Source organism: Companilactobacillus formosensis, assembly GCF_005405305.1.
GTDB lineage: Bacteria > Bacillota > Bacilli > Lactobacillales > Lactobacillaceae > Companilactobacillus > Companilactobacillus formosensis.
The window spans coordinates 197,605-217,675 of record NZ_BJDU01000004.1; the positions used below are offsets into that span (position 1 = coordinate 197,605).

A 20,071-nucleotide genomic window follows, 5' to 3' on the forward strand; every position below is an offset into this window, starting at 1 on the left:
ATGGGTAATTTGAAAAGTGTAGAAAAGCGGAAGAAATTAGCTTGCAGAACCCGTTTAGGAGTACAATGAAACGTTACAAAAATAGGGCAAATTATATAATCCTTAACGTCTACAGCATCAAAGTTGTAAACGGTTACTGAAGGTGCTATATTATAGATGTGGTAAAGATGAAGTGTCAGGAACTGTAGCCCTGAGTGATTTTGATTAAGAAAGTTTTATCTCTGAAGTTTGGTAAGATTAGTACAAAGCAAATGAAAGTTAGAGTCAGTACAGTTCAACGACATTTTTGGGACTAGTGCCAAAAGTTAACATAAGATCGACCTAAAAAGTAGTCGCGCAAACTCAATACATGTTGCATTAGGATCCATTAGTTGAACAATATACATGTGTTAATAAAGTAAGATATGTTGCAAGTAGTAAGATTTAGAATTTAGATTCAATGTTTAAGTTTTAAAGTTGATGAAACTACAGTAAATTTCATCTTGCCACTTATATCTAACTGAGAACTCCCAGAGTGTGGGGGTTCTTTTTTTATTGCTTAAATATACGAATCAGCAACCTCAAGCAATAATCATTGGTTCAAAGATAAAATTCGCCTTAGAATATGGTAAATATCAAAAGGGGTGAGTAGCGATGAAAAAACTATTACGATTGGTTTTGATTATCGTTGATCTTTGCATAATGATTACTGCACCATTAGTTGTGGCAATAATTGCCTTTGTTATAGGGATGTTGTTCTTGTTTCATTACATTTTTGACTTTGAAGAAAAAGCTGAGCATACAAAAAAAGATTGAACCCCTCACAGATTCAATCTTTTTTATTTGTCTATTTAAATTTAGCCAATTACTTGAACAGTAACGTTTTGACGACCAAATTGTAATGCTTGTGAATTAGGCATGGCGATGTCTAATTGGTTAGGATTGCTGTAAGCAAATAGTCCTGTATCATTAACAACGCGGTCATAAGTATTACCATTACCGTCAGTAATTCTCAAATGTGTACCCTTAGGGAATTTTGAAAGGTTAGCAGCAACGCCGCTGTAACCCATACTTGAACCTAAAACAGCAGGATCATAAGCTGTAGCTGACATTGTTAAAGTTTGTTTAACGTTGTCATTTGAAAGGTATTCACCATTGATCCAACGATTTTTACCAACATCATACCAAGTAGTACCGTTAGCATCAGTTTTGCTTTCGTAAACGTGAACTGTAGAGCCACCGTTTACTGAGCCAACATAGTTACCATTTGGTGCATCATAGAGGTTTACGCCACCATTATTTTTAACGTACATATCTTTGTCTAGAGAAACTGCTGGAGCTTCAGTAGATAGGTCAGTAGCTGCAACCCATGTGTTTGTGGCTACTTGGTAATATGTTACGCCATTAACATTAGTAATTTTGTTTGTAATCCAAGCTGACTTATTAGCTAGACTACGACTTGTTGTGGACATTGTATCATTTGACAATGAGTAAAGTTGCGCCCCATTGTTATTTGTAATATAGATAACACTACTAGTATCGATTGATGCAACTGCAGCATTAACAGTTTGTGTTTGTGTACTGATTCCCATTAGTGCAAGTGTTGTAACTGTTAGTATGGATGCTGCAATTTTTTTGATCTTCATTATAAAATGATTCCCCCGAATTATAAAAACTTGTATTTGTTTTTATTAATTTTTCTCAACGGAAATAATCATATAACGTCTAGACCAAGAAATGTTGAATATAACCCAACTGTAAATTAGTTATAACTGAACTGTAAAAGGGACGTAATGGTATTGAAACACAAAATGGTCAAAAAACACTAATTATTTTTTGAGATATTTTTTAATTCCTTCAAGCATGTCATCAATATTGTTGACCATCATACCATTCATTTTGATCAAACCTATTGTGTAATTGTTGATATAAGCAAAAGGATTTTCACCGATAGTCTTAACAGCCTCAAGCTTTTCAGGGTTTTCAAAACCGTGTTGACGTAGGTCAGTGTAAACACCGATAACAGGTATTTCTTTACCGAAGGCCAGACCAATTTCTGAGGCTACGCCATCGTCCATTGTGTCACCATCTAGGATAGCTACTACTAAGTCAGAAGAAAGAAGTTCTTTGTTGTCTTCTTGAGCAATTTTGATTGAATCAGCGTAATTCATTTTGTCGTTGATGTCGCCATTTTCTTGGGGAAGGTAGACTTCGATATTGCTGTCCATTTTTCTGATCTTTTCAACTACAAATTCATTAAACATACGGTCAGCTAAAGCAAACAATCCGTTGGCAAAATAGATTTTCATTATTATAAAATCCTTCTTTCTTTTATTTGTTCTGTAATAGTTTAGCATGGATAAATAGATAAAAGATATTTAGTTTGGTGAAAATATTCCGTCGTCCACAAAAATCCTGTGATTGGTCTTTCACGTAAGCGATAAATCGGTTCTTATTATAGTTTGGTTATATAAAAATGCAGAGAAGTTCCATTTTCAATGTATTAGTTGTATGTAAGTTTATTTTTTGAATTAAACAAAGTAAATAATGAAACTAGGATCTAGTCTGGAGCACAAGCCCTGTGATGGCTCAGCCGCCACATTATTCTTAGCAACTTGTTGCTTAGAATAAGACCAATCTTGAAGACTTTGCCCGGTTTTGGGCTTAGCAAAGGCTCCAAGTTGCGTCGGCAGCGTTCCAGCCAATCACAGGGCTTGTGTGGAAGACGGCAATTAACACTAACCAACTTTTAGTAAGAACCAATAAATCGCAAAGTGAAATTTGCCGGCTGAGCCATCACAGAATTTTTGCTCCCGACTAAACTGTTTTTATTTGAATGTTGAATACATTATTTTAATAGTGAAACATACGCAATATACCATTTTTTGTAAAATGAAATATTCCAATATTTAATAGAAAGTTTTACTAAAATAGAAATTTTAAATAACCAATTTGTATATACAATTTACCTGTGAGATTCAAAAGCACAAGAATCCGATTTGTTCTAGTTTCCACCAGGGGGACGGGGTCGGATTTGAGGGCTGTGGTTTTGGATCCTACTACCTCACTTCTCAACAATATATGAAAAAAGGTCGCAGAAATTTTTCTGCGGCCTTTTTGATTAGTTATTATTCTACTACTTGAACCCAACCTTCAGGTGCTTCAACAGTACCGAATTGAATTCCAGTTAATGTGTCATACAATTTCTTGGTTACGGGACCAACTTCAGTTTCACTGTAGAAGACATGAAGGTTGCCGTTGTGTTCCAAACCACCAATAGGTGAAATAACAGCAGCAGTACCACAAGCACCGGCTTCAGCAAATTTGTCTAGTTGATCAATGTATACGTCTCCTTCTTCGGCTTCTAGTCCCAAACGGTTCTTAGCCAACCAAAGTAGTGAGTATTTAGTGATACTTGGAAGGATAGAAGGTGATTTAGGTGTTACAAAGACGTTATCTTTAGTAATACCAAAGAAGTTAGCTGATCCAACTTCTTCAATTTTCTTATGTTCGATAGGATCCAAGTAAACACAATCGGCAAAACCATTATCATGAGCTTTTTCACCAGGGTAAAGACTGGCAGCGTAGTTACCACCGACTTTACTTTGACCAGTACCTTTATGAGCAGCACGGTCGTATTGTGATGTAGTGAAGTTAACTGGTGTAAGTCCACCCTTGAAGTAATTACCAACTGGCATTGCGAAGATGGTAAAGATGTATTCTGGGGCAGCGTGGACACCAATTTGTTCACCAGTACCGATAATCAAAGGACGAATATAAAGTGTGGCACCATTGCCATAAGGTGGAACGAAGTCAGCATTAGCTTTTACAACTGATTTTACTGCTTCTACGAATTTGTCTTCTGGGAAAACAGGCATCAAGAGTCGTTCACATGAGTCCTTTAAACGTTTAGCATTGCGGTCAGGTCTGAACAATTGAATTTTGCCATCTGGGGTACGATACGCTTTCATACCTTCAAAAGCTGCTTGACCGTAGTGCAAGACTGGGGAAGCCTCACTAATGTGAAGTGTACTATCTTCTGTTAGTCCAGCATCTTGCCATGCGCCGTCTTTCCAATGTGCAGTAAAACGGTAAGGTAAGTCCATATAATTGAAACCTAGATTGTTCCAATCAATTTTTGTTGCATCTGCTTTTGCCATATTTTATATCTCCTTTGTTAAATTTTATCTAATAAATTAATAACATTATTAAATTTATTAGATTCATAATAGTTAACATGCCAAAGAGTGTCAATGGTAAATTGGAATTTTTTTAATAATCCGTTTAATTAAGCAAAAAAATGAAAACTAGGTACAATAAGGATGATATAGATTAGGAGTGATTTAATTTGAACAAAAAGAAAATAACTATCGCTACGATTATAGCTTCCTTGTTGTTGATTGTTGGAGTCTTTAGCTTCGGTAATTCGACTCAAGCTGCTACTAAAAAGGAGTACGTTCAAGAATCGATTCCAACCATCTTTTTCCACGGCTATGCCAGCAGTTATCATGCGGAAGAACAAATGACCGGGGCTATTAAAAAAGCCGGTGTAACGAAGACTATCGTGCGTGTCAATGTCAGTCCTAATGGTTATGCCAAGATGATTGGTTCAATTCCGAAAAAAGCTAAAAATCCTGTTGTAGAAGTGAATTTTGACAACAGTCGCAATGGCGATTACCACACTCAAGGTCAGTGGGCCAAAAATGTTATCAAAGTCGTTCAAGAAGATTACAAATGTAAGAAAGTCAATCTAGTTGGGCATTCGATGGGGAACATGGCAATCAATTACTATATTTTGGACAATCCCGGTTTGAAAGGCTTACCTAAGATAAATAAAGTCGTCGATATTGCTGGTCATTTTGATGGCATAATCGATGAAGATGATGAACCTAATGAAACAACGCTTGATAAAAATGGCAAACCGGATCGAATGAATTCTTTTTATAAAGAACTAATGGAATTGAGAAAGACATATCCTACAAACATTAAAGTATTAAATATCTATGGTGACAAGGATGATGGGACTCATTCTGACGGAGCGGTAACCAATGCTTCTTCTAAGTCTTTAAAGTATTTAGTTTCCGGACGTGCTAAGTCTTATCAAGAAAAGAAAATCGTCGGAAAAATGGCAGCACATAGTAAGTTACATGAGAATAAACAAGTTGATAAAATATTGATTAATTTTCTATTTAAAAAATAATAAAAAAAGAACTATTAACTATTAAACTCTATAGGGAGAATATATTTAATAGTTCTTTTTTAAGCAAATGGATACCATCCGGCAAGTGCAAAACCGATTAAAGCGGTAACGATACAAAAGACAATGACTGCCCAAATCAGTGACTTACTGATAGTTTTTTGTGCTTTTCGAGCAAAAGCAATTTCCACTAGTGCAATAAATATTAAGGCCACGATGATTTTTACAATCAGTAACATTGGTTCAACTGACCAAGCTCTGATTGCCAATTTGATACCAGTAACGATGATAACAATATAACCTACACGCGTGATCATTTCGTAGATTTTCGTGTGTGAATTAGTAAATAATGCTAAAAGAATCATGATTGCCATGACTAACCAAGTGATTAAATGTGTCCATAACCAAACCATATTTTGCCTCCTTGATACACTTTCAATCTTAGCATTTCGATGAAAAAAAGTAGCAATTCCAAACTGCAGTTTTGGATTGCTACTTTTTTTTATTTCAGTAAGTTTTCTTTTCTCTTGCGATAGTCATCATCAGAAACGTTACCTTTAGCATACTCTTGATCAAGAATTTCCAAGGCACTAGTTTTTGAATGATTACGATTATTATTGAGTAAGTACAAGACAACTAAAGCAACTAATAGGATGATAATTCCATAGAACCAAAAACCACTCCCCATGAAACCACCACCGAAACCACGACAATTAGCCAATCCCATCATAGTTATCACTTCCTTAAAATATTTCTACTTTAATTGTAAGGAAGAAGTATCTTAGGAGCAATCAAACTGCTTAGTTGGTACTTTGGCGAAAGACTAGTTTGGTAGCCAAAACGACTTTTTTAGCAACGTGTCGAGGGTTAGTCAAGATATCTTGAAGAGCATCGACAGCTGTTTCGCCCATTTGGACTGTAGCCACGGCAACTGAACTAAGTTCGGGATTGACTAAACTGGCTATGGAAGTGTCGTTGAAACTGAAAATTTGAACTTGATCAGGCACAGAAATTTGTTCTTCTTGCAAAGCTTTCAGAGCACCACTAGCCATCGGATCGTTAGAAATGAAGAAAGCTTTTGGCAAATTAGGCAGCGTTTTAATAGCGTGTTTCATTTGCTGATAACCAGATTCCTTTGTGAAATCACCTTTGAAGCAAAATTCGGGTTTAAAAATACTGTGCTTGTTCATAACCTGTCGAAAACTATTAAAGCGAAAATCAGGGATGATTCGTTTGTCGTCAGTAGAAGTTTCTTCACCATAGATCAAACCGATATCAGAGATGTCTTGGCCAACGAAGTAGTTGATAACTTGTTCGATACCATAATTGAAATCAGGCAAAACTGTATCAAAACCCTTGGCGAATTGGTCATCGTCAATGAAAACTAAATTGGAGCTGATACGTTTCATGGTCATTACTTGATTTGAACTAAATTTTCCAATCGCAATGATTCCATCGATATCATTTGGTATTTGTTCCAAGTCATTGTGAAAGATTCTGAGAATTTCAAAGCCATATTTGGGAGCCTGTTGTTCAATGCCTTCACGAATCGTCATGTAGTACAAATCATCTTGTTCTTTAGATTCGGAGTACCACTGAACTAAAGCAATGTGTTTTTGAAAGTGAGAATTCTTATGATTAGCTTTTTGATAGTTTAAATCAGTCGCAATTTTTAGAATATTAGCTCGTGTTTGGTCGGTGACTGATAAAGTCAAATCGTTATTTAAAACTCGTGAAACGGTAGCTGCAGAAACGTGAGCTTTTTTGGCGATATCTCGTAAGGTAGCCATTATGAAAGACTTCCTATGAATTTATCAAAAGCTTCTTGACCTTGAGTGTTCCATTTGAAAACTCCGGCATCTTCAAGTACACGACCAAAGACTAAACCAGTTTCTTTATCAACGATTTCTGACACGTTATCTTCATTGAAATTGTATTTTTTCTGAAGTTGATCAGCCCAAGTTTTGTGATAATCTGCCATTTGGTTAGGTTGCTTGAGTAAGTAACGTTCGACTTCTTTTAATTCGTCTTTCAAACGAGCTGGTAAAATAGCCCGCCCCATGACTTCAATTAAACCGATATTTTCTTTCTTGATGTGTTGAACATCTTGATGGGGATGAAAAATGCCATCAGGGAATTCTTTTGAAGTTTGATTGTCACGCAAAACGATATCTAGGACATAATTTTCGCCGTCTTTATAAGCAATCGGTGTGACTGTGTGGTGACGAACTCCATCGGTGAAGGCTCTAACATCAACTGATTTATCAGAATAATTTTTCCAGTTTTCGTGAATCAAAGTGGCAGCGGCAACTAATTGTTCTGGATCAGCACTAGTTAAACGGATTGTTGAAAGGGGCCACTTGACGATACCGGCTTTAACACCACTTATTGGAAGTGAAATATCACGATCGATTTTAGCTTTCATCATTGGGAATTGGTGACGACCACCTTGATAATGGTCATGGCTGAGCATTGAACCACCAACGATTGGTAAATCAGCGTTACTACCGACAAAGTATTGTGGGAAGATACGAATGATTTCCAACAAGTTATTGAAGGTATGTTGGTTGATGATCATTGGCTGGTGAATTTTGTTTAAGAAGATAGCATGTTCACTGAAATAAGCATAAGGCGAATATTGGAAGCCCCAAGTTTGTCCACCGAGAGTGAAGCGGATGATACGATGGTTACTTCTGGCTGGATATCCCAGTCGTCCTAAATAACCTTCGTTTTCCATGCATAATTGACATTTAGGATAACCAGTTTGCTTTTGTTTACCGGCTAGAGCGATAGCTTTGGGGTCTTTTTCTGGCTTGGATAGATTGATAGTAATTTCGAGATTTCCATAATCAGTCTTAACTTGATAAGAGATGTTTTTAGCAATCGCTTTGACTTTGATGTAGTCATTGTCTTGACTCAATTTGTAGAAATAATTAGTAGCTGTTTCAGGACTTTTTTGATAAAGATTCCAAAACTTAGCATTAACTTTAGAAGGCAATGGCGTCACAAAATCCATCAACTGGTCATTGAGAATTTCCTTATCAGTTTGATTATCTTCGATTTTGCCATTTTTGATAGCTGTTTTAATTAAGGCATTCTTTACGTCATCGTCAGTTTGATGATTATCGTCACCAACTAATGCGCAGATACGATTGTATAAATAAGTTTTGTCGAGTTCTTGATAGTCATTGTCAGAATTAACGATCAAGTCGACAAATTGGTCAACACAGGACATTATTTTTCCACCTCAGAGATTTTAATTTCACTTGGTCCGTCAGCAATTTCAGCAATGTAAAAGTCCGCTTTGTAGCCGATTTTTTCTTGATAAATTTGACCGACGTTTTTCTTGAATGATTCAACTTGGTCTTTTTGAACGAAGGCAATTGCGCAACCACCGAATCCAGCACCGACCATACGAGCACCGAGAACGCCATCTTGTTGCCAAGCAGCTTCAACTAGAGTATCGAGTTCGATACCAGTTACTTCGTAATCATAGTGGAGTGAAATGTGGGAAGCATTGACGAGTTTACCAAATTCAGATAGATTGTTTTCCTTCAGATATTTGATAGCTTTGAGAGTTCTTTGATTTTCAAATACTGCATGACGAGCGCGACGAATCAAAGTATCATCGTTGATCAAGTAAGAATTGCGGTCGAAGTCATCGATTGATAATTCGCCTAGAGATTTGATATTTAGTTTAGTTTGAAGAAGGGCTAAGGCTTGTTCACATTGACTGCGACGTTCGTTGTATTTGGAGTCAGCTAGAGCACGTTGCTTGTTAGTGTTCATAATCACGATCACGTGGTCGCCGAGTTCAACTGGAGCATAGTGGTATTCCATCGTATTAGTGTCGAGTAAGATGGCTTGATCTTTTTTACCCATACCGACGGCAAATTCGTCCATAATTCCTGAGTTTACGCCGATGTATTTATTTTCATTTTGTTGGCCCATTTTAACGAGGTCGATTTGGTCGATTCCCAGTTTGAAGACATCGTTTAAAATATTGCCCATCAATAATTCGATTGAAGCAGAAGATGACAATCCGGCACCATCTGGCAAGTTACCATGAACGTAAATATTGAAACCGTGGTCAATTTTGTAGCCAGCTTGTTGAATTAAATAAATCATCCCTTTGAGATAATTTGACCAGTTGTCTTCCTTTTTGTAAGTTAGATCCTTTAATGTGACTGAAATAATCCCAGTATCTGGCAAGTTAGCAGAATACATTTGAATTGTTTCATCGTCTCGGTTGCCAAAAGCAGCGTACGTTCCCAAACTGATAGCACAAGGGAAGACGTTACCACCGTTATAGTCGGTATGTTCACCGATTAGATTGATTCTACCAGGTGAAAAAAAGAGTTTTTCAGCAGTTTCGTTAAAAATATCTTGATAGCCTTGTAAAATTTCTTTCGTATTCATAATCATTCTCCATTTTTACTAAATATTTACTTAACAAAATGATAGCGCTTTCTGACAACTAAAACAAGTAGTATAGATTTAATTATTCCTATAAAATGTTATTATTATATGCATGAGTGCCCATACTGGAAAAAAGAGGAAGAAACCAATGAAAACGGCAGTGGTAACTGATACAGCGTCTTATTTGACACCGGAACAAATTAAAAAATATAACATTACTGTTTTACCAATTACAGTTATTTTGGGGAACAAACAGTACAAAGAAACTGAAGAATTAACTGATCAAGAATTCTTTGATTATTTGCGTAACGAAAAAGAATTGCCAACAACTTCTCAAGTATCAATGGGACAAATTCAAGAAGCCTATGACCGTCTAGTTGATGAGGGCTACGACACGATCATTTCAATTCATTTGTCATTAGGAATTACTTCCTTTATGGACAATTTGAGAATGTTCGTTAAGAGTTATGACAAGGCTAAGGTTTATCCATTTGATTCAATGGCAGCTAGTGGTGCAGAAGCCGATTTAGTCATGATGGCAGGATTATTGGCACAACAAGGTGTCGAACCAGATGAAATAGTTAAAAAATTGGAGGATTTGAGGGCTTCTACGCATATCTTGTTTGCAGTCGATGACTTGAAACATTTGAGTAGAACTGGGCGTTTGAGCAACCATTCTGCCATCATCGGTAGCTTATTGAATGTGAAACCCTTGTTGACCTTTAAAGATGGTAAAATTTATGCGATTGCTAAAGAAAGAACTATGCATCGTGCTTATAGAATGATTGCTTCAGAAATTAAGAAATATACAGAGGAATACCCTGATAGAAATTTACACATCACGATTGTTGATTCTAATAACCGTGAAATGCTGGATAAATGGTCAAATGACTTCCAAGCAGATTTTCCTAAGGCTAGAATTTCCAAGAGTCATTTGGGACCAGCTATCAGCGTTCATACTGGTGAAAAGACTATGGGTGTTGTCTGGGATAAGGACTTTTTAAATGAAAACTAGAGTTGTATTGTACGTCAATGATGTTGATATGAGTGTTGATTTTTGGACGATGGAATTTGGTGGCGAAGTTTCTGATCGTCAAACGCTTAATGGTGGTTATCAAAATGTCATCGTTAAAGTTTCAGCAGAAATGGAATTGTCGATTTTTCCCAAAGACTATATTCACATTTATGCCCCAGAGATTCCTGAGACTGTGCCATCGTTGATGTTTTTCTCAGAAGATTTTTATCACATGCATGAAGAAATTTTGAGTGCCAGTCAGATCAGTGAAGTTAATGGTGTTTTGACTTTTAATTTCCAAGACCCTGAAGGCAACATGTTCGTCATGGCAAAAGCATAGGTGATTCCATTGTGGATTCGCCTTTTTTTGTACAATTTGTCCAGCCAATAATCAAAGCTTTTGTTTGCACAAGTTTTCATCTGACCATACAATTTAATCAAGCGTCAGAAAGGAAGCTACTATGAATACTTTACGTGAACGATTGATGGATCAATTGACTAATTACGTTCAAGCGTTGCCGGCTAATGCTAGATTACTTTCTGAAAGACAATTAGCGGATAAATACCAGGTTTCACGCAATACTGTTCGTTTAGCCTTGCTGGATCTGGAATCAACGGGACTAGTTCGTCGAATTCAAGGACAAGGGACTTTCGTCAATCGAATCAATCTTCAAAGTGACCTCGGCAGCAGCTATAAATTTGGGCAACAAATGCGCTTGTTAGGGAAAACTCCTAGTACAAAAATTCTTAGTTTTGAAGAAAAAGATGTTAATGCTTATTTTGCTAAAAATCTCAATTTAGAAATTGGTGAGAAGATGTTTAAAGTTAGACGATTGCGCTTAGCTGATAATGAACCAATGATGCTAGAAAGAAGTTTCTTGCCAGTAAAATTATTTCCGACTTTGACCAAAAAAATATTAGAAAATAATTCAATGTATGATGTCTTTGAACAAGAATTTAACGAAAAAATCGATTATGCCGATGAGTATTTCTCAGCTGATGTTATCAGTAATTGTGACTGTGAATTCATGAAGTTAAAACCAGGAACTCCGTGTTTACATTTAGAAAGAAAAACCTATGACGAACAAAAACAAATTATCGAATTTACTTTGAGCATTGCTCGCAGTGATGAGTTTGCTTATCATGTTAGACATAATTTGGAAAATTAAAAAAGATGCTGAAAATTAGATCAGCATCTTTTTTTGCGCTTATTTGATATATGAAGGGTTAAGCTGTAGCAACTGGAGTTGCCTCAAGTGTTGGTTTAGTCAAAGCAACGATGTCATCACCTGAAGTGACATCAGATTTATTCAAGCGGTCAACGTCTGAATAAGTGGCACTGTTAGTTACAACGACCATAACGGTTGTATCATAACCAGCAGCTTGAATCTTTTGTAGATCGAAAGTTCCTAATAGATCACCTTTGTTGACGTGTTGTCCTTGTGTGACGTTAGAAGTGAAGTATTGTCCTTTGAGATCAACGGTATCGATTCCTAAGTGAATCAAGATTTCAGCACCGTCATCGGTTTGAATTCCGTAGGCATGTTTAGTTTCGTAAGCCACCGTCAAAGTTCCGTCAGCTACGGCATAAACGTTACCATCGTTTGGTTTGATAGCAGCACCTTTACCCATGATTTCAGTTGAGAAAACTTGATCGTCAACTTCGGATAAATTGATCAATTCACCACTGACCGGAGCAGCAATCATTTCGTCAGCAACTTCAATATTTTTACCTTCAGAAACAGGTGAAGCGGTAGTTACTTTGTCGAATTTCTTACCATAGGCGTATGTCAAAGTGAAACCTAAGGCGATACTAATAATGATACTAATAAAAAATGGTAGATAAGATTTAGGTGGTAGGGAGATGAAACCGATAATTCCGGCAGCACCTAAGGCACTAGATAGAACGTGGAAAATACCGATGATAATTGAGGAAATACCTGAAGCAATCATGGCACAGAAGAATGGGTAGCGAAGTTTCAAATTCACACCGAAAATTGCAGGTTCAGTAATTCCTAGTAAAGCTGAGACACCAGCTGAAGAAGCGAGACCTTTTTGCTTTTCATTTTTAGAAATAAAGAAAACAGCTAGACAGGCAGCACCTTGAGCAGCATTAGCCATTGAAGCAATTGGGAAGATGAAATCTCCACCAGTTTTGGCAATATTAGTTAATAATTGGGTTTCAATAGCAGGGAAACTTTGATGTAAACCAGTAACTACGATAGGTGAATAGAATGTACCAAAAATGGCTGTTCCGATAAAACCAGTTGTGTTGTACATCCAAACGATACCGTTAGTCAAAGCATCAGATAATGTTCTCATAACTGGTCCAACACCGATGAAAGTCAACAAACCAGTGATAATAACGGCAATTAATGGAGTAAAGATAAAGTCGGGTGTAGCAGGCATGTGTTTGTGGAGCCATTTTTCAATCGTGGCAAGAATCCAAGAAACAGCTAGAACTGGTAAGACTTGTCCTTGATATCCAGCCTGAGCAACATTCATACCAAAGATGTTCCAGTAAGTCATCTTACCGGTAGCCATCACGTTAGCGACATCATAACCACTAACTAAACTAGGCATAACCATGGCCATACCAATAGCGGCACCGAGATAAGGATTACCACCAAAACGTTTTGTAGCAGAGAAACCAATTAAGATTGGCATGAAAGTAAATGGTGCTGAAGCCAATAAATTGATCAGTTCAGAAACACCTTTTAAACCGGGATACATTTGAACGACTGATTGAGCTCCGAAGAGGTCTTGAGAAGTCAAAACATTGTTCAAAGCCATCAATAGACCACCAGCGACTAAAGCTGGAATCAATGGTACGAAAATATCAGAAAGAAGTTTTACTAAAGCCATGATAGGATTAGTTTTTTTGCCATCAGTGGCGAGATTTTTCAAGTCATCAGGTGTGACTTCTTTTAAGCCAGTTTTTTTGATGAAGAAAGCATAAACTTTATCGACATCCCCAGGTCCGATGATGATTTGATACTGACCATTGATGCTGAAAGTACCTTTGACGTCATCATCGTTATCCAAACCTTTTTGATCGATTTTTTTAACATCTTTAACTACTAATCTCAATCGAGTAGCACAGTGGGCGGCAGCAATTAAGTTATCTTTGCCAACGTATTTGATTACTCGATCAGCAACTTGTTCATGATTCATGATGCGTTCCTCCTAAAAATTCATGTAAGCGCTTTTCGTAATTTAATAATACATGGTTTTGAAAAAATGTCAAACGTTTAACAAAAAATATTTTGCTTGGTAATTAAATGTTCAAGATATCTACTTAAAATAACGATCATCGTAAATGTTAAACGATTGACAATTTGCGGTAAAAGCGGTTACAATGATAATCAATCAAGGAAAGTCGAGTTAGTACAATGATTACAGAATGGACGACAAAATTAAGATACTTACCATATAAGGATTGGCCAGCAGAACAAATCGCTGACATCAAAAAAAACATCGCTAATTCTCATTGGCGCTTAGGTTATCATCTTCAACCTAGTACTGGACTAATGAACGATCCCAATGGTTTTTCTTATTTCAATAATCAATGGCATTTGTTTTATCAGTCATTTCCCTTTGGTCCCGTGCATGGTTTGAAAAATTGGACCCATTTAACTTCTAAAGATCTGGTCAATTGGCAAGATCATGGACCAATATTGTTGCCTGGGGATGCTCAAGACAGTCACGGTGCCTATTCTGGTTCCGGAATCGTCGTCGATGACAAATTATTTTTAATGTATACCGGGAATGTTAGGGATAAAGAATGGGTCAGACATCCCAAACAAAACGGCGCCTGGTTGGACAAAGATAATCATTTACAAAAAATTACCACGCCATTGATCGACCAAGTTAAAGCAGGTTTTACTGACCACTTTCGTGATCCCCAAATTATTGAACATGACGGTCAGTATTATTGCTTGATTGGTGCTAGAAAAAAAGATGATACCGGACACGTTTTAGTTTATCAAGCACCCAGAGTCACTGGTCCTTGGTTATACAAGACGGAATTGAAGTTTACTGATGAACCAATGGGTTACATGATTGAATGTCCTAATTTAGTCTTTATCGATGACAAACCAGTTTTGATTTTTTGTCCGCAAGGAATTTCTCAAACTGTTTTGAAACATCAAAATATTTATCCCAATACCTATGTGGTCGGAGAAAGTTTTGACTGGGATAAATTTGAATTCATCAATTCTTCAACTATCAAAAATTTGGACGAAGGTTTCGATATTTATGCTACTCAAGCATTCAATGCTCCTGATGGCCGGGTTTTATCGATTAGTTGGGTTGGATTGCCAGATACGACTTATCCAAGTGATGTCGAAGGCTGGGCACATTGTTATAGCTTAGTTAAGGAACTAAAACTTGTGGGGGGACGACTTTATCAACAACCAGTAGTGGAAAACAATCAATTAGTCGAAGCAACTATCGACTCAAAAGAAATTTCACCTCAGACAAAGATTTCAGCCGCAGTCAGTGGTTTAGAGGGAACCATTAAAATTACGACTGAAGAGGATGAAGAAATAAAAATAATTATCGATGCTCCTAATGGTAAAATATTAGTTGATCGCACCAAGGCAGGAATTCCTTTTGCGACTGACTTTGGCACAACGAGAAATGCGAAAGTAACGCAAGAAATCAAACAATTAGACTTGTATTTGGATAATACTGTTTTTGAATTGTACGTCAATAATGGCGAATTAGTTTTCACCGGTAGAATTTTCCCACAAGGGAAGAAATTCTTCGTGGAATCTGACTTACCAGTCACAAAGCAGCGGTTAAAGAAGATTTATTGAGAGGATAAGTTATGGCGACACTAGATGATATTGCAAAACTAGCTGGGGTATCAGCAACGACAGTTTCACGAGTAATCAATAATTATGGTTCTTTATCAGAGAAGACCAAGACAAAGGTTTTCTCGGCAATGAAAGAACTCAACTATCAACCCAACAGTTTAGCTCGCTCACTCAAAGGTAAGAAAACGCAATTGATTGGTGTAATCTTACCTGGTGTCAGCAATCCTTTCTTTGGACAGATGGTGCAAGAAATCGAAGATCAACTGTTCAAAAAAGGTTTCAAAATGATTCTTTGTAACGCTGGAAATGACGCTCAAAAAGAAAGAGATTACTTACGAATGTTGATGGCAAATCGAGTTGACGGAATAATCGCTGGTTCGCACAATTTGGGAATTGAGGAATACCAAAAAGTCGGGCTGCCAATTATTTCCTTTGACCGCTACTTGTCAGATAATGTTCCTATTGTTAGTTCCGATAATTATCAAGGCGGACAACTAGCTGCTCAATCATTGATCAGTAGTGGCAGTAAGAACCCTCAAATCATTACCGGCTCTAATCGTCCTAATAGTCCAACAAATTCTCGTTTGACAGGGTTTAAAGACGTCTTAGAAAAGCATGGTTTATCTTATAATTTGATTGAGTTGCCATTCAGTTCATCGCCAAATATCAAAAGTCTCAAAATTAAAGAATTATTGACCAATAAAAAAATCGACGGTATTTTTTGTACCGACGACTTAACAGCTTTGTTAGTTAAACAACAAGCTCAAGCTTTGAATTTACAAATTCCAACGGATATTCGTTTAGTTGGCTATGATGGAACTAATTTCATCCAAAACTACCATCCTGAATTGACAACCATCATGCAGCCAATTACTGACATCGTAACGATGATGATCGACTTGTTGTTGAAGCGGATTGATGATCCAGATTGTCAGTTGGAGAAAAATTATGTTTTGCCAGTGAAGTTGATCATGGGTAAAACCACTTTATAAAATAAAGTATTTTACATTTCTTAGTTATCTATAAGTGAATGTAGGGTACTTTATTTTTTTTGAAAATGCTTATAAAACTTATATGATACAATGAGAAACGAATTTGGAGGTACTTATGGAAAATATCTTAGTTGTTGAAGATGATGCGGAATTTAACCGTATTATGTGTACGTATTTACTACGTAATGGATATAGTGTACAAGGATATCAAGATCCGATGGAAGCTTTTGATAAGTTTTATACTAATAAGTATTCTTTGATAATTTCCGATATAATGATGCCCAAAATTAATGGGTTTGATTTTGTTAAAGATATTCGTGAGAAGGACAGTGAAATTCCAATTTTGTTCATAACAGCATTGGACGACTTTGGTTCAAAACAAAGAGGTTTTCACGAAGGCATCGACGATTATATGGTCAAACCGATAGATATGGATGAAATGGTCCTAAGAGTAGGTGCCTTATTAAGAAGAAGCCGAATTGAGAATAAAAATCGCTTAAATGTCGGAAATTTAATCTTAGTTCGTGATGAAATGGCTGTTTACAACGATGGCAAGGAAATCGATATCTCGCCAAGAGAATTTACAGTTCTTTTTAAATTATTGTCACATCCTAAAAAAATTTTTACACGTAGCGATCTGATGGGGGAATTTACAGGGATGATGGATGATAATAGTTTGAGAACAGTTGATGTTTACATTACAAAATTACGAAAATTATTTTCTGGAATTGATAGTTTTAAGATAGTTACAGTTCATGGATTTGGATACAAGGCGGTGATCGAATGAGCTTAGGAAGTACGAAAATATCGTTTAGTAGATCAAAGGATAGTCGTGTTACCGCTCCGATGATTTCATGGCCACTCATTTTGAGTGTTTTGGGTTTTATGTCTATCTTGATTGCCGTACAAGCTGTAATTGTTGATGCCTTTGAAAATAACATTGGTCTAATGGTAATTGGATTGATGAGTTATTTGGTTTTTGTCTGTTTAATTTTGACGGGAATCATTTGGTTAGTTTGGCGCCAAGTAATTGGAATTAGACTGCGAGAAATTGCAAGATCGGCTCAAAAAGTTGCGGCGGGGGATTTTAGTGTTCAAATACCAGTCGATCCCAAAAAGAACAAATTGAATGAAATTGATGTCTTAGTTAAGGATTTTAATATGATGGTGGATGATTTGAATAGCAACGAAATGCTTAAAAGCGACTTCATTTCAAACGCATCCCACGAGATAAAAACTCCTTTGTCAGTCATTCAAAGTTATACTAAAGCATTAAAGGATAATGTATATTCTGAGAATGAAAAAGGGAACTATATAGACACTATAATAAAGGCGACAGAAAGATTGAATAAAATCGTAACTGATATTTTGCGACTCAGCAAATTGGAGAATCAGCAGTCATCTTTGGGAAAAAAGAAATATCAATTGAGCGAACAGTTGCGTAAATGTTCATTGGAGTTCATGAATAAGTGGCAAGCTAAAAATATTGATTTTGATATTGATGTTGAAGATGTAGTAGTTGATTATGATGATTCCTTAATGGAAATAGTTTGGAATAACTTGTTATCAAATGCTATTAAATACACCAATCAAGATGGGAAAATAAGAATTACTTCTGAAGTAGTCGATGGAAAGGTATCAATCAGCGTATACAATTCAGGGGATGGAATGGATAGTGTTACTCGCCGACGTGTATTTGAAAAGTTTTATCAAGGAGATACCTCGCATGCCTCTGAAGGAAACGGCCTAGGGTTGGCACTCGTAAAAAGAATTATGGACTTAGTAAATGGAAAGATATATGTTGACAGTGCACCTGGTAAAGGAGCTACTTTTACTGTAGTGCTTGATGCTGAAAATTAAATAAATAATGATTATGAAAATAGACTTAACAATCAAATAGTGGTTGCTAAGTCTATTTTTTTTAAATTTAACATTTCATTAACAAAAAATTGCAAGTTCATAAATATGAGTAAGTTAAAGTTACTTTGTTAGTTCAAGTAATGAGGAGAAATAAAGAATGAAATGGAATATTGTAACTGATTCAAGTTGTGATTTGTTTTCAAAAGATTATCAAAAAGGTGATATAAAATTTTCAAGCGTACCGTTTAATATCCAAATAGGAGCAGAATCTTTTCGAGATGATGAACTCTTAAATAAGAAAAAATTTTTGAATTTAATCAATGAAGGAGATATTGGCAAGACTTCATGTCCAGCACCTGAGGATTGGCTAGAACAATTTAGACAGCCTGGCAATATCATTGCACTAACTATATCATCCAGTCTTTCCGGTAGTTTGAATAGTGCATCGGTAGCCAGACAAATGGTTCTAGAAGAAAATCCTGATAAAAAAATTGAAATTATTGATTCTAAATCTGCCGGTCCTGAATTAGCACTTTGTGTGGAACAGATGGAAACTTGGATTCAACGAGGTATGTCATTTGATGAAGTAGTTTTTGCGGCTAAAAAATTTCTTAAAGAAACTCACATATTGTTTATGTTGAGATCTTTCAATCATTTAATAGCGAATGGAAGATTGAGTAGGATCAAAGCTCTGTTAGCTCAAACCTTTAACGTTTTAGGAATCGGCTATGGAAATGAAAAAGGTGAAATAGTTGTTAAAGATAAGACTAGGGGTTCGAAAAAGGCCATTAAGATTTTGATTCAGTTGATGAAAGCAGATGGTTTTGCAGGAGGGAAAGTATGCATCAGCCATTGTGAAAATCCTAAATTTGTAAAGACATTAAAGCAGAACATTTTAGACTCTTGGCATAATGCGGAGATTCTTGTGTTACCAACGAGAGGTCTGTGTAGTTACTATGCTGAACAAGGAGGATTAATTGTCAGTTATAACTAATAAAAATAGACGGGAGATTAAATTCATGGATGATTTTTTGAATAAGTATATATTTATTTATACTGATAAATATTTTGGCAGAGCAAAAGAAAACAAATATGGATTGCCGAAATATACCAATTCTGAGGAGAGACTTAATACTATTTCTCATATCATTGGGATTTTTATTGGCATTGGAGCCGTGATAACTAGTCTTGTAGCACCGTATTCTAATCTGGGAAAACTCAGTGGCGTTATCTTTGGTATATCGTTGATCCTTTTATATGGTATTTCAGCGACTTATCATGGTACTCCAATGACTTTCGTGAATTGGAAAAAAAGATTTAGAGTATTGGACCATTGTTCCATATTTATTCTTATTGCTGGGACTGGTACACCATTGATTTTGAGACAAATTGCTAAAACAGCAGATGAGTCTGAATGGATATTTTATTCTCTAATTTGGATTTTAGCCGTAGTAGGTGTTTTGTTACTATCTATTAATATAAAGAGATTTAAGAGTATTACGACAGTTATGTATGTTGTCATGGGAGTTGTATTGGCCAGTCGTTCCAGCAGTTTTCTCCACATTATGGGGCCAACAGGTGTTGCTTTTTTGTTAAGTGGTGGATTGGTATACTTAGTAGGTTTGTTATTTTATGGACTAGGAACTAGAAAAGAAGGAATGCATGCAATTTTTCATATTTTGTGTATGGTAGGTAGTATCTTGCATTGTATTTGTATCTTTGGATTCGTATTGGTTTAGAGTTTGGTAAAAAAATACGTTAAATTGAGATTTTACTCAACTTAACGTAT

21 protein-coding genes are annotated in these 20,071 nt (G+C 36.2%); 11 read left to right on the forward strand and 10 right to left on the reverse strand.

Annotated elements, in window-relative coordinates:
• Nucleotides 1-633 precede the first annotated feature (633 nt).
• Nucleotides 634-795 (forward strand): hypothetical protein, encoded by a 162-nt coding sequence (locus FFM65_RS12160; protein WP_162897942.1) that lies wholly within the window; start codon nt 634-636, stop codon nt 793-795.
• 41 nt (nt 796-836) lie between these two features.
• On the opposite strand, the gene FFM65_RS06290 is transcribed toward FFM65_RS12160, so the two are convergent.
• The 4 genes from FFM65_RS06290 to FFM65_RS06300 form a co-directional block, all read right to left on the reverse strand.
• Nucleotides 837-1,625, reverse strand: coding sequence for an SLAP domain-containing protein (locus FFM65_RS06290; protein ID WP_119318158.1), 789 nt, complete (start codon nt 1,623-1,625; stop codon nt 837-839).
• Between the two features lie 183 nt (nt 1,626-1,808).
• Complete coding sequence (locus FFM65_RS06295) at nt 1,809-2,288, reverse strand: nucleoside 2-deoxyribosyltransferase (protein ID WP_119318159.1); 480 nt, start codon at nt 2,286-2,288, stop codon at nt 1,809-1,811.
• A 222-nt stretch (nt 2,289-2,510) separates the two neighbouring features.
• Entirely contained in the window at nt 2,511-2,684 is a 174-nt protein-coding gene (locus FFM65_RS12165) for a hypothetical protein (RefSeq protein ID WP_162897943.1), read from the reverse strand.
• Between the two features lie 423 nt (nt 2,685-3,107).
• Nucleotides 3,108-4,139 (reverse strand): branched-chain amino acid aminotransferase, encoded by a 1,032-nt coding sequence (locus tag FFM65_RS06300; protein WP_010020698.1) that lies wholly within the window; start codon nt 4,137-4,139, stop codon nt 3,108-3,110.
• Between the two features lie 188 nt (nt 4,140-4,327).
• Here FFM65_RS06300 and FFM65_RS06305 point away from each other — a divergent pair, with 188 nt between their 5' ends.
• Nucleotides 4,328-5,179, forward strand: a complete 852-nt coding sequence (locus FFM65_RS06305; protein ID WP_119318160.1) for an alpha/beta hydrolase — start codon at nt 4,328-4,330, stop codon at nt 5,177-5,179.
• A 59-nt stretch (nt 5,180-5,238) separates the two neighbouring features.
• Here the strand turns inward: FFM65_RS06305 and FFM65_RS06310 are convergent, their stop codons facing one another.
• The 5 genes from FFM65_RS06310 to FFM65_RS06330 all read right to left on the reverse strand — a co-directional run bounded on the left by FFM65_RS06310 (nt 5,239) and on the right by FFM65_RS06330 (nt 9,595).
• A complete protein-coding gene (locus FFM65_RS06310) occupies nt 5,239-5,589 on the reverse strand; it encodes a DUF1516 family protein (protein WP_119318161.1) in 351 nt (116 codons plus the stop codon).
• 89 nt (nt 5,590-5,678) lie between these two features.
• Nucleotides 5,679-5,906 carry an SHOCT domain-containing protein gene (locus tag FFM65_RS06315; RefSeq protein WP_119318162.1) on the reverse strand — a complete coding sequence of 76 codons (228 nt, stop codon included), beginning with the start codon at nt 5,904-5,906 and terminating at the stop codon, nt 5,679-5,681.
• A 70-nt stretch (nt 5,907-5,976) separates the two neighbouring features.
• Nucleotides 5,977-6,969, reverse strand: a complete 993-nt coding sequence (locus FFM65_RS06320; RefSeq protein ID WP_162897950.1) for a LacI family DNA-binding transcriptional regulator — start codon at nt 6,967-6,969, stop codon at nt 5,977-5,979.
• The gene (locus tag FFM65_RS06325; RefSeq protein ID WP_119318164.1) at nt 6,966-8,411 is read right to left on the reverse strand and encodes a UDP-glucose--hexose-1-phosphate uridylyltransferase; all 1,446 of its coding nucleotides are present in this window, start codon (nt 8,409-8,411) and stop codon (nt 6,966-6,968) included. Before FFM65_RS06325 ends, FFM65_RS06320 begins: the two co-directional genes overlap by 4 nt.
• On the reverse strand, nt 8,411-9,595 hold the full coding sequence (locus tag FFM65_RS06330) for a galactokinase (RefSeq protein WP_119318165.1): 1,185 nt from the start codon (nt 9,593-9,595) through the stop codon (nt 8,411-8,413). Before FFM65_RS06330 ends, FFM65_RS06325 begins: the two co-directional genes overlap by 1 nt.
• 148 nt (nt 9,596-9,743) lie before the next feature.
• Between FFM65_RS06330 and FFM65_RS06335 the strand changes: the two genes are divergently transcribed.
• From FFM65_RS06335 to FFM65_RS06345, 3 genes are all read left to right on the forward strand, one after another.
• A complete protein-coding gene (locus FFM65_RS06335) occupies nt 9,744-10,610 on the forward strand; it encodes a DegV family protein (protein ID WP_119318166.1) in 867 nt (288 codons plus the stop codon).
• On the forward strand, nt 10,600-10,950 hold the full coding sequence (locus FFM65_RS06340; protein WP_119318167.1) for a VOC family protein: 351 nt from the start codon (nt 10,600-10,602) through the stop codon (nt 10,948-10,950). Before FFM65_RS06335 ends, FFM65_RS06340 begins: the two co-directional genes overlap by 11 nt.
• A gap of 121 nt (nt 10,951-11,071) precedes the next feature.
• Complete coding sequence (locus FFM65_RS06345) at nt 11,072-11,779, forward strand: GntR family transcriptional regulator (protein ID WP_119318168.1); 708 nt, start codon at nt 11,072-11,074, stop codon at nt 11,777-11,779.
• A 58-nt stretch (nt 11,780-11,837) separates the two neighbouring features.
• Here FFM65_RS06345 and FFM65_RS06350 read toward each other — a convergent pair whose 3' ends face one another.
• On the reverse strand, nt 11,838-13,784 hold the full coding sequence (locus FFM65_RS06350) for a sucrose-specific PTS transporter subunit IIBC (protein WP_119318169.1): 1,947 nt from the start codon (nt 13,782-13,784) through the stop codon (nt 11,838-11,840).
• Between the two features lie 218 nt (nt 13,785-14,002).
• On the opposite strand from FFM65_RS06350, the gene FFM65_RS06355 reads away from it, so the two are divergent.
• The 6 genes from FFM65_RS06355 to trhA all read left to right on the forward strand — a co-directional run bounded on the left by FFM65_RS06355 (nt 14,003) and on the right by trhA (nt 20,021).
• Entirely contained in the window at nt 14,003-15,430 is a 1,428-nt protein-coding gene (locus FFM65_RS06355) for a sucrose-6-phosphate hydrolase (protein ID WP_119318170.1), read from the forward strand.
• Between the two features lie 11 nt (nt 15,431-15,441).
• Complete coding sequence (locus FFM65_RS06360; RefSeq protein WP_119318171.1) at nt 15,442-16,422, forward strand: LacI family DNA-binding transcriptional regulator; 981 nt, start codon at nt 15,442-15,444, stop codon at nt 16,420-16,422.
• A 115-nt stretch (nt 16,423-16,537) separates the two neighbouring features.
• The gene (locus FFM65_RS06365) at nt 16,538-17,209 is read left to right on the forward strand and encodes a response regulator transcription factor (RefSeq protein ID WP_119318172.1); all 672 of its coding nucleotides are present in this window, start codon (nt 16,538-16,540) and stop codon (nt 17,207-17,209) included.
• On the forward strand, nt 17,206-18,282 hold the full coding sequence (locus FFM65_RS06370; protein WP_119318173.1) for a sensor histidine kinase: 1,077 nt from the start codon (nt 17,206-17,208) through the stop codon (nt 18,280-18,282). The genes FFM65_RS06365 and FFM65_RS06370 overlap by 4 nt, the downstream gene beginning before the upstream one ends.
• A 157-nt stretch (nt 18,283-18,439) precedes the next feature.
• Nucleotides 18,440-19,276: a DegV family protein gene (locus FFM65_RS06375; protein WP_119318174.1), complete on the forward strand. Its 837-nt coding sequence runs from the start codon at nt 18,440-18,442 to the stop codon at nt 19,274-19,276.
• Nucleotides 19,260-20,021 carry a PAQR family membrane homeostasis protein TrhA gene (gene trhA / locus FFM65_RS06380; RefSeq protein ID WP_245954239.1) on the forward strand — a complete coding sequence of 254 codons (762 nt, stop codon included), beginning with the start codon at nt 19,260-19,262 and terminating at the stop codon, nt 20,019-20,021. Before FFM65_RS06375 ends, trhA begins: the two co-directional genes overlap by 17 nt.
• Nucleotides 20,022-20,071: the final 50 nt, after the last annotated feature.

What these genes read in the sequence shown, in the direction of transcription:
- FFM65_RS06370 (WP_119318173.1), top strand. Translation starts at nt 17,206, where the DNA reads ATGAGCTTAGGAAGTACGAAAATATCGTTTAGTAGATCAAAGGATAGT.
- FFM65_RS12160 (WP_162897942.1), top strand. Translation starts at nt 634, where the DNA reads ATGAAAAAACTATTACGATTGGTTTTGATTATCGTTGATCTTTGCATA.
- FFM65_RS06310 (WP_119318161.1), bottom strand. Translation starts at nt 5,589, where the DNA reads ATGGTTTGGTTATGGACACATTTAATCACTTGGTTAGTCATGGCAATC.
- FFM65_RS06335 (WP_119318166.1), top strand. Translation starts at nt 9,744, where the DNA reads ATGAAAACGGCAGTGGTAACTGATACAGCGTCTTATTTGACACCGGAA.
- FFM65_RS06290 (WP_119318158.1), bottom strand. Translation starts at nt 1,625, where the DNA reads ATGAAGATCAAAAAAATTGCAGCATCCATACTAACAGTTACAACACTT.
- FFM65_RS06350 (WP_119318169.1), bottom strand. Translation starts at nt 13,784, where the DNA reads ATGAATCATGAACAAGTTGCTGATCGAGTAATCAAATACGTTGGCAAA.
- FFM65_RS06375 (WP_119318174.1), top strand. Translation starts at nt 18,440, where the DNA reads ATGAAATGGAATATTGTAACTGATTCAAGTTGTGATTTGTTTTCAAAA.
- FFM65_RS06315 (WP_119318162.1), bottom strand. Translation starts at nt 5,906, where the DNA reads ATGATGGGATTGGCTAATTGTCGTGGTTTCGGTGGTGGTTTCATGGGG.
- FFM65_RS06300 (WP_010020698.1), bottom strand. Translation starts at nt 4,139, where the DNA reads ATGGCAAAAGCAGATGCAACAAAAATTGATTGGAACAATCTAGGTTTC.
- FFM65_RS06365 (WP_119318172.1), top strand. Translation starts at nt 16,538, where the DNA reads ATGGAAAATATCTTAGTTGTTGAAGATGATGCGGAATTTAACCGTATT.
- FFM65_RS06340 (WP_119318167.1), top strand. Translation starts at nt 10,600, where the DNA reads ATGAAAACTAGAGTTGTATTGTACGTCAATGATGTTGATATGAGTGTT.
- FFM65_RS06360 (WP_119318171.1), top strand. Translation starts at nt 15,442, where the DNA reads ATGGCGACACTAGATGATATTGCAAAACTAGCTGGGGTATCAGCAACG.
- FFM65_RS06330 (WP_119318165.1), bottom strand. Translation starts at nt 9,595, where the DNA reads ATGAATACGAAAGAAATTTTACAAGGCTATCAAGATATTTTTAACGAA.
- FFM65_RS06295 (WP_119318159.1), bottom strand. Translation starts at nt 2,288, where the DNA reads ATGAAAATCTATTTTGCCAACGGATTGTTTGCTTTAGCTGACCGTATG.
- FFM65_RS06355 (WP_119318170.1), top strand. Translation starts at nt 14,003, where the DNA reads ATGATTACAGAATGGACGACAAAATTAAGATACTTACCATATAAGGAT.
- FFM65_RS06325 (WP_119318164.1), bottom strand. Translation starts at nt 8,411, where the DNA reads ATGTCCTGTGTTGACCAATTTGTCGACTTGATCGTTAATTCTGACAAT.
- FFM65_RS06345 (WP_119318168.1), top strand. Translation starts at nt 11,072, where the DNA reads ATGAATACTTTACGTGAACGATTGATGGATCAATTGACTAATTACGTT.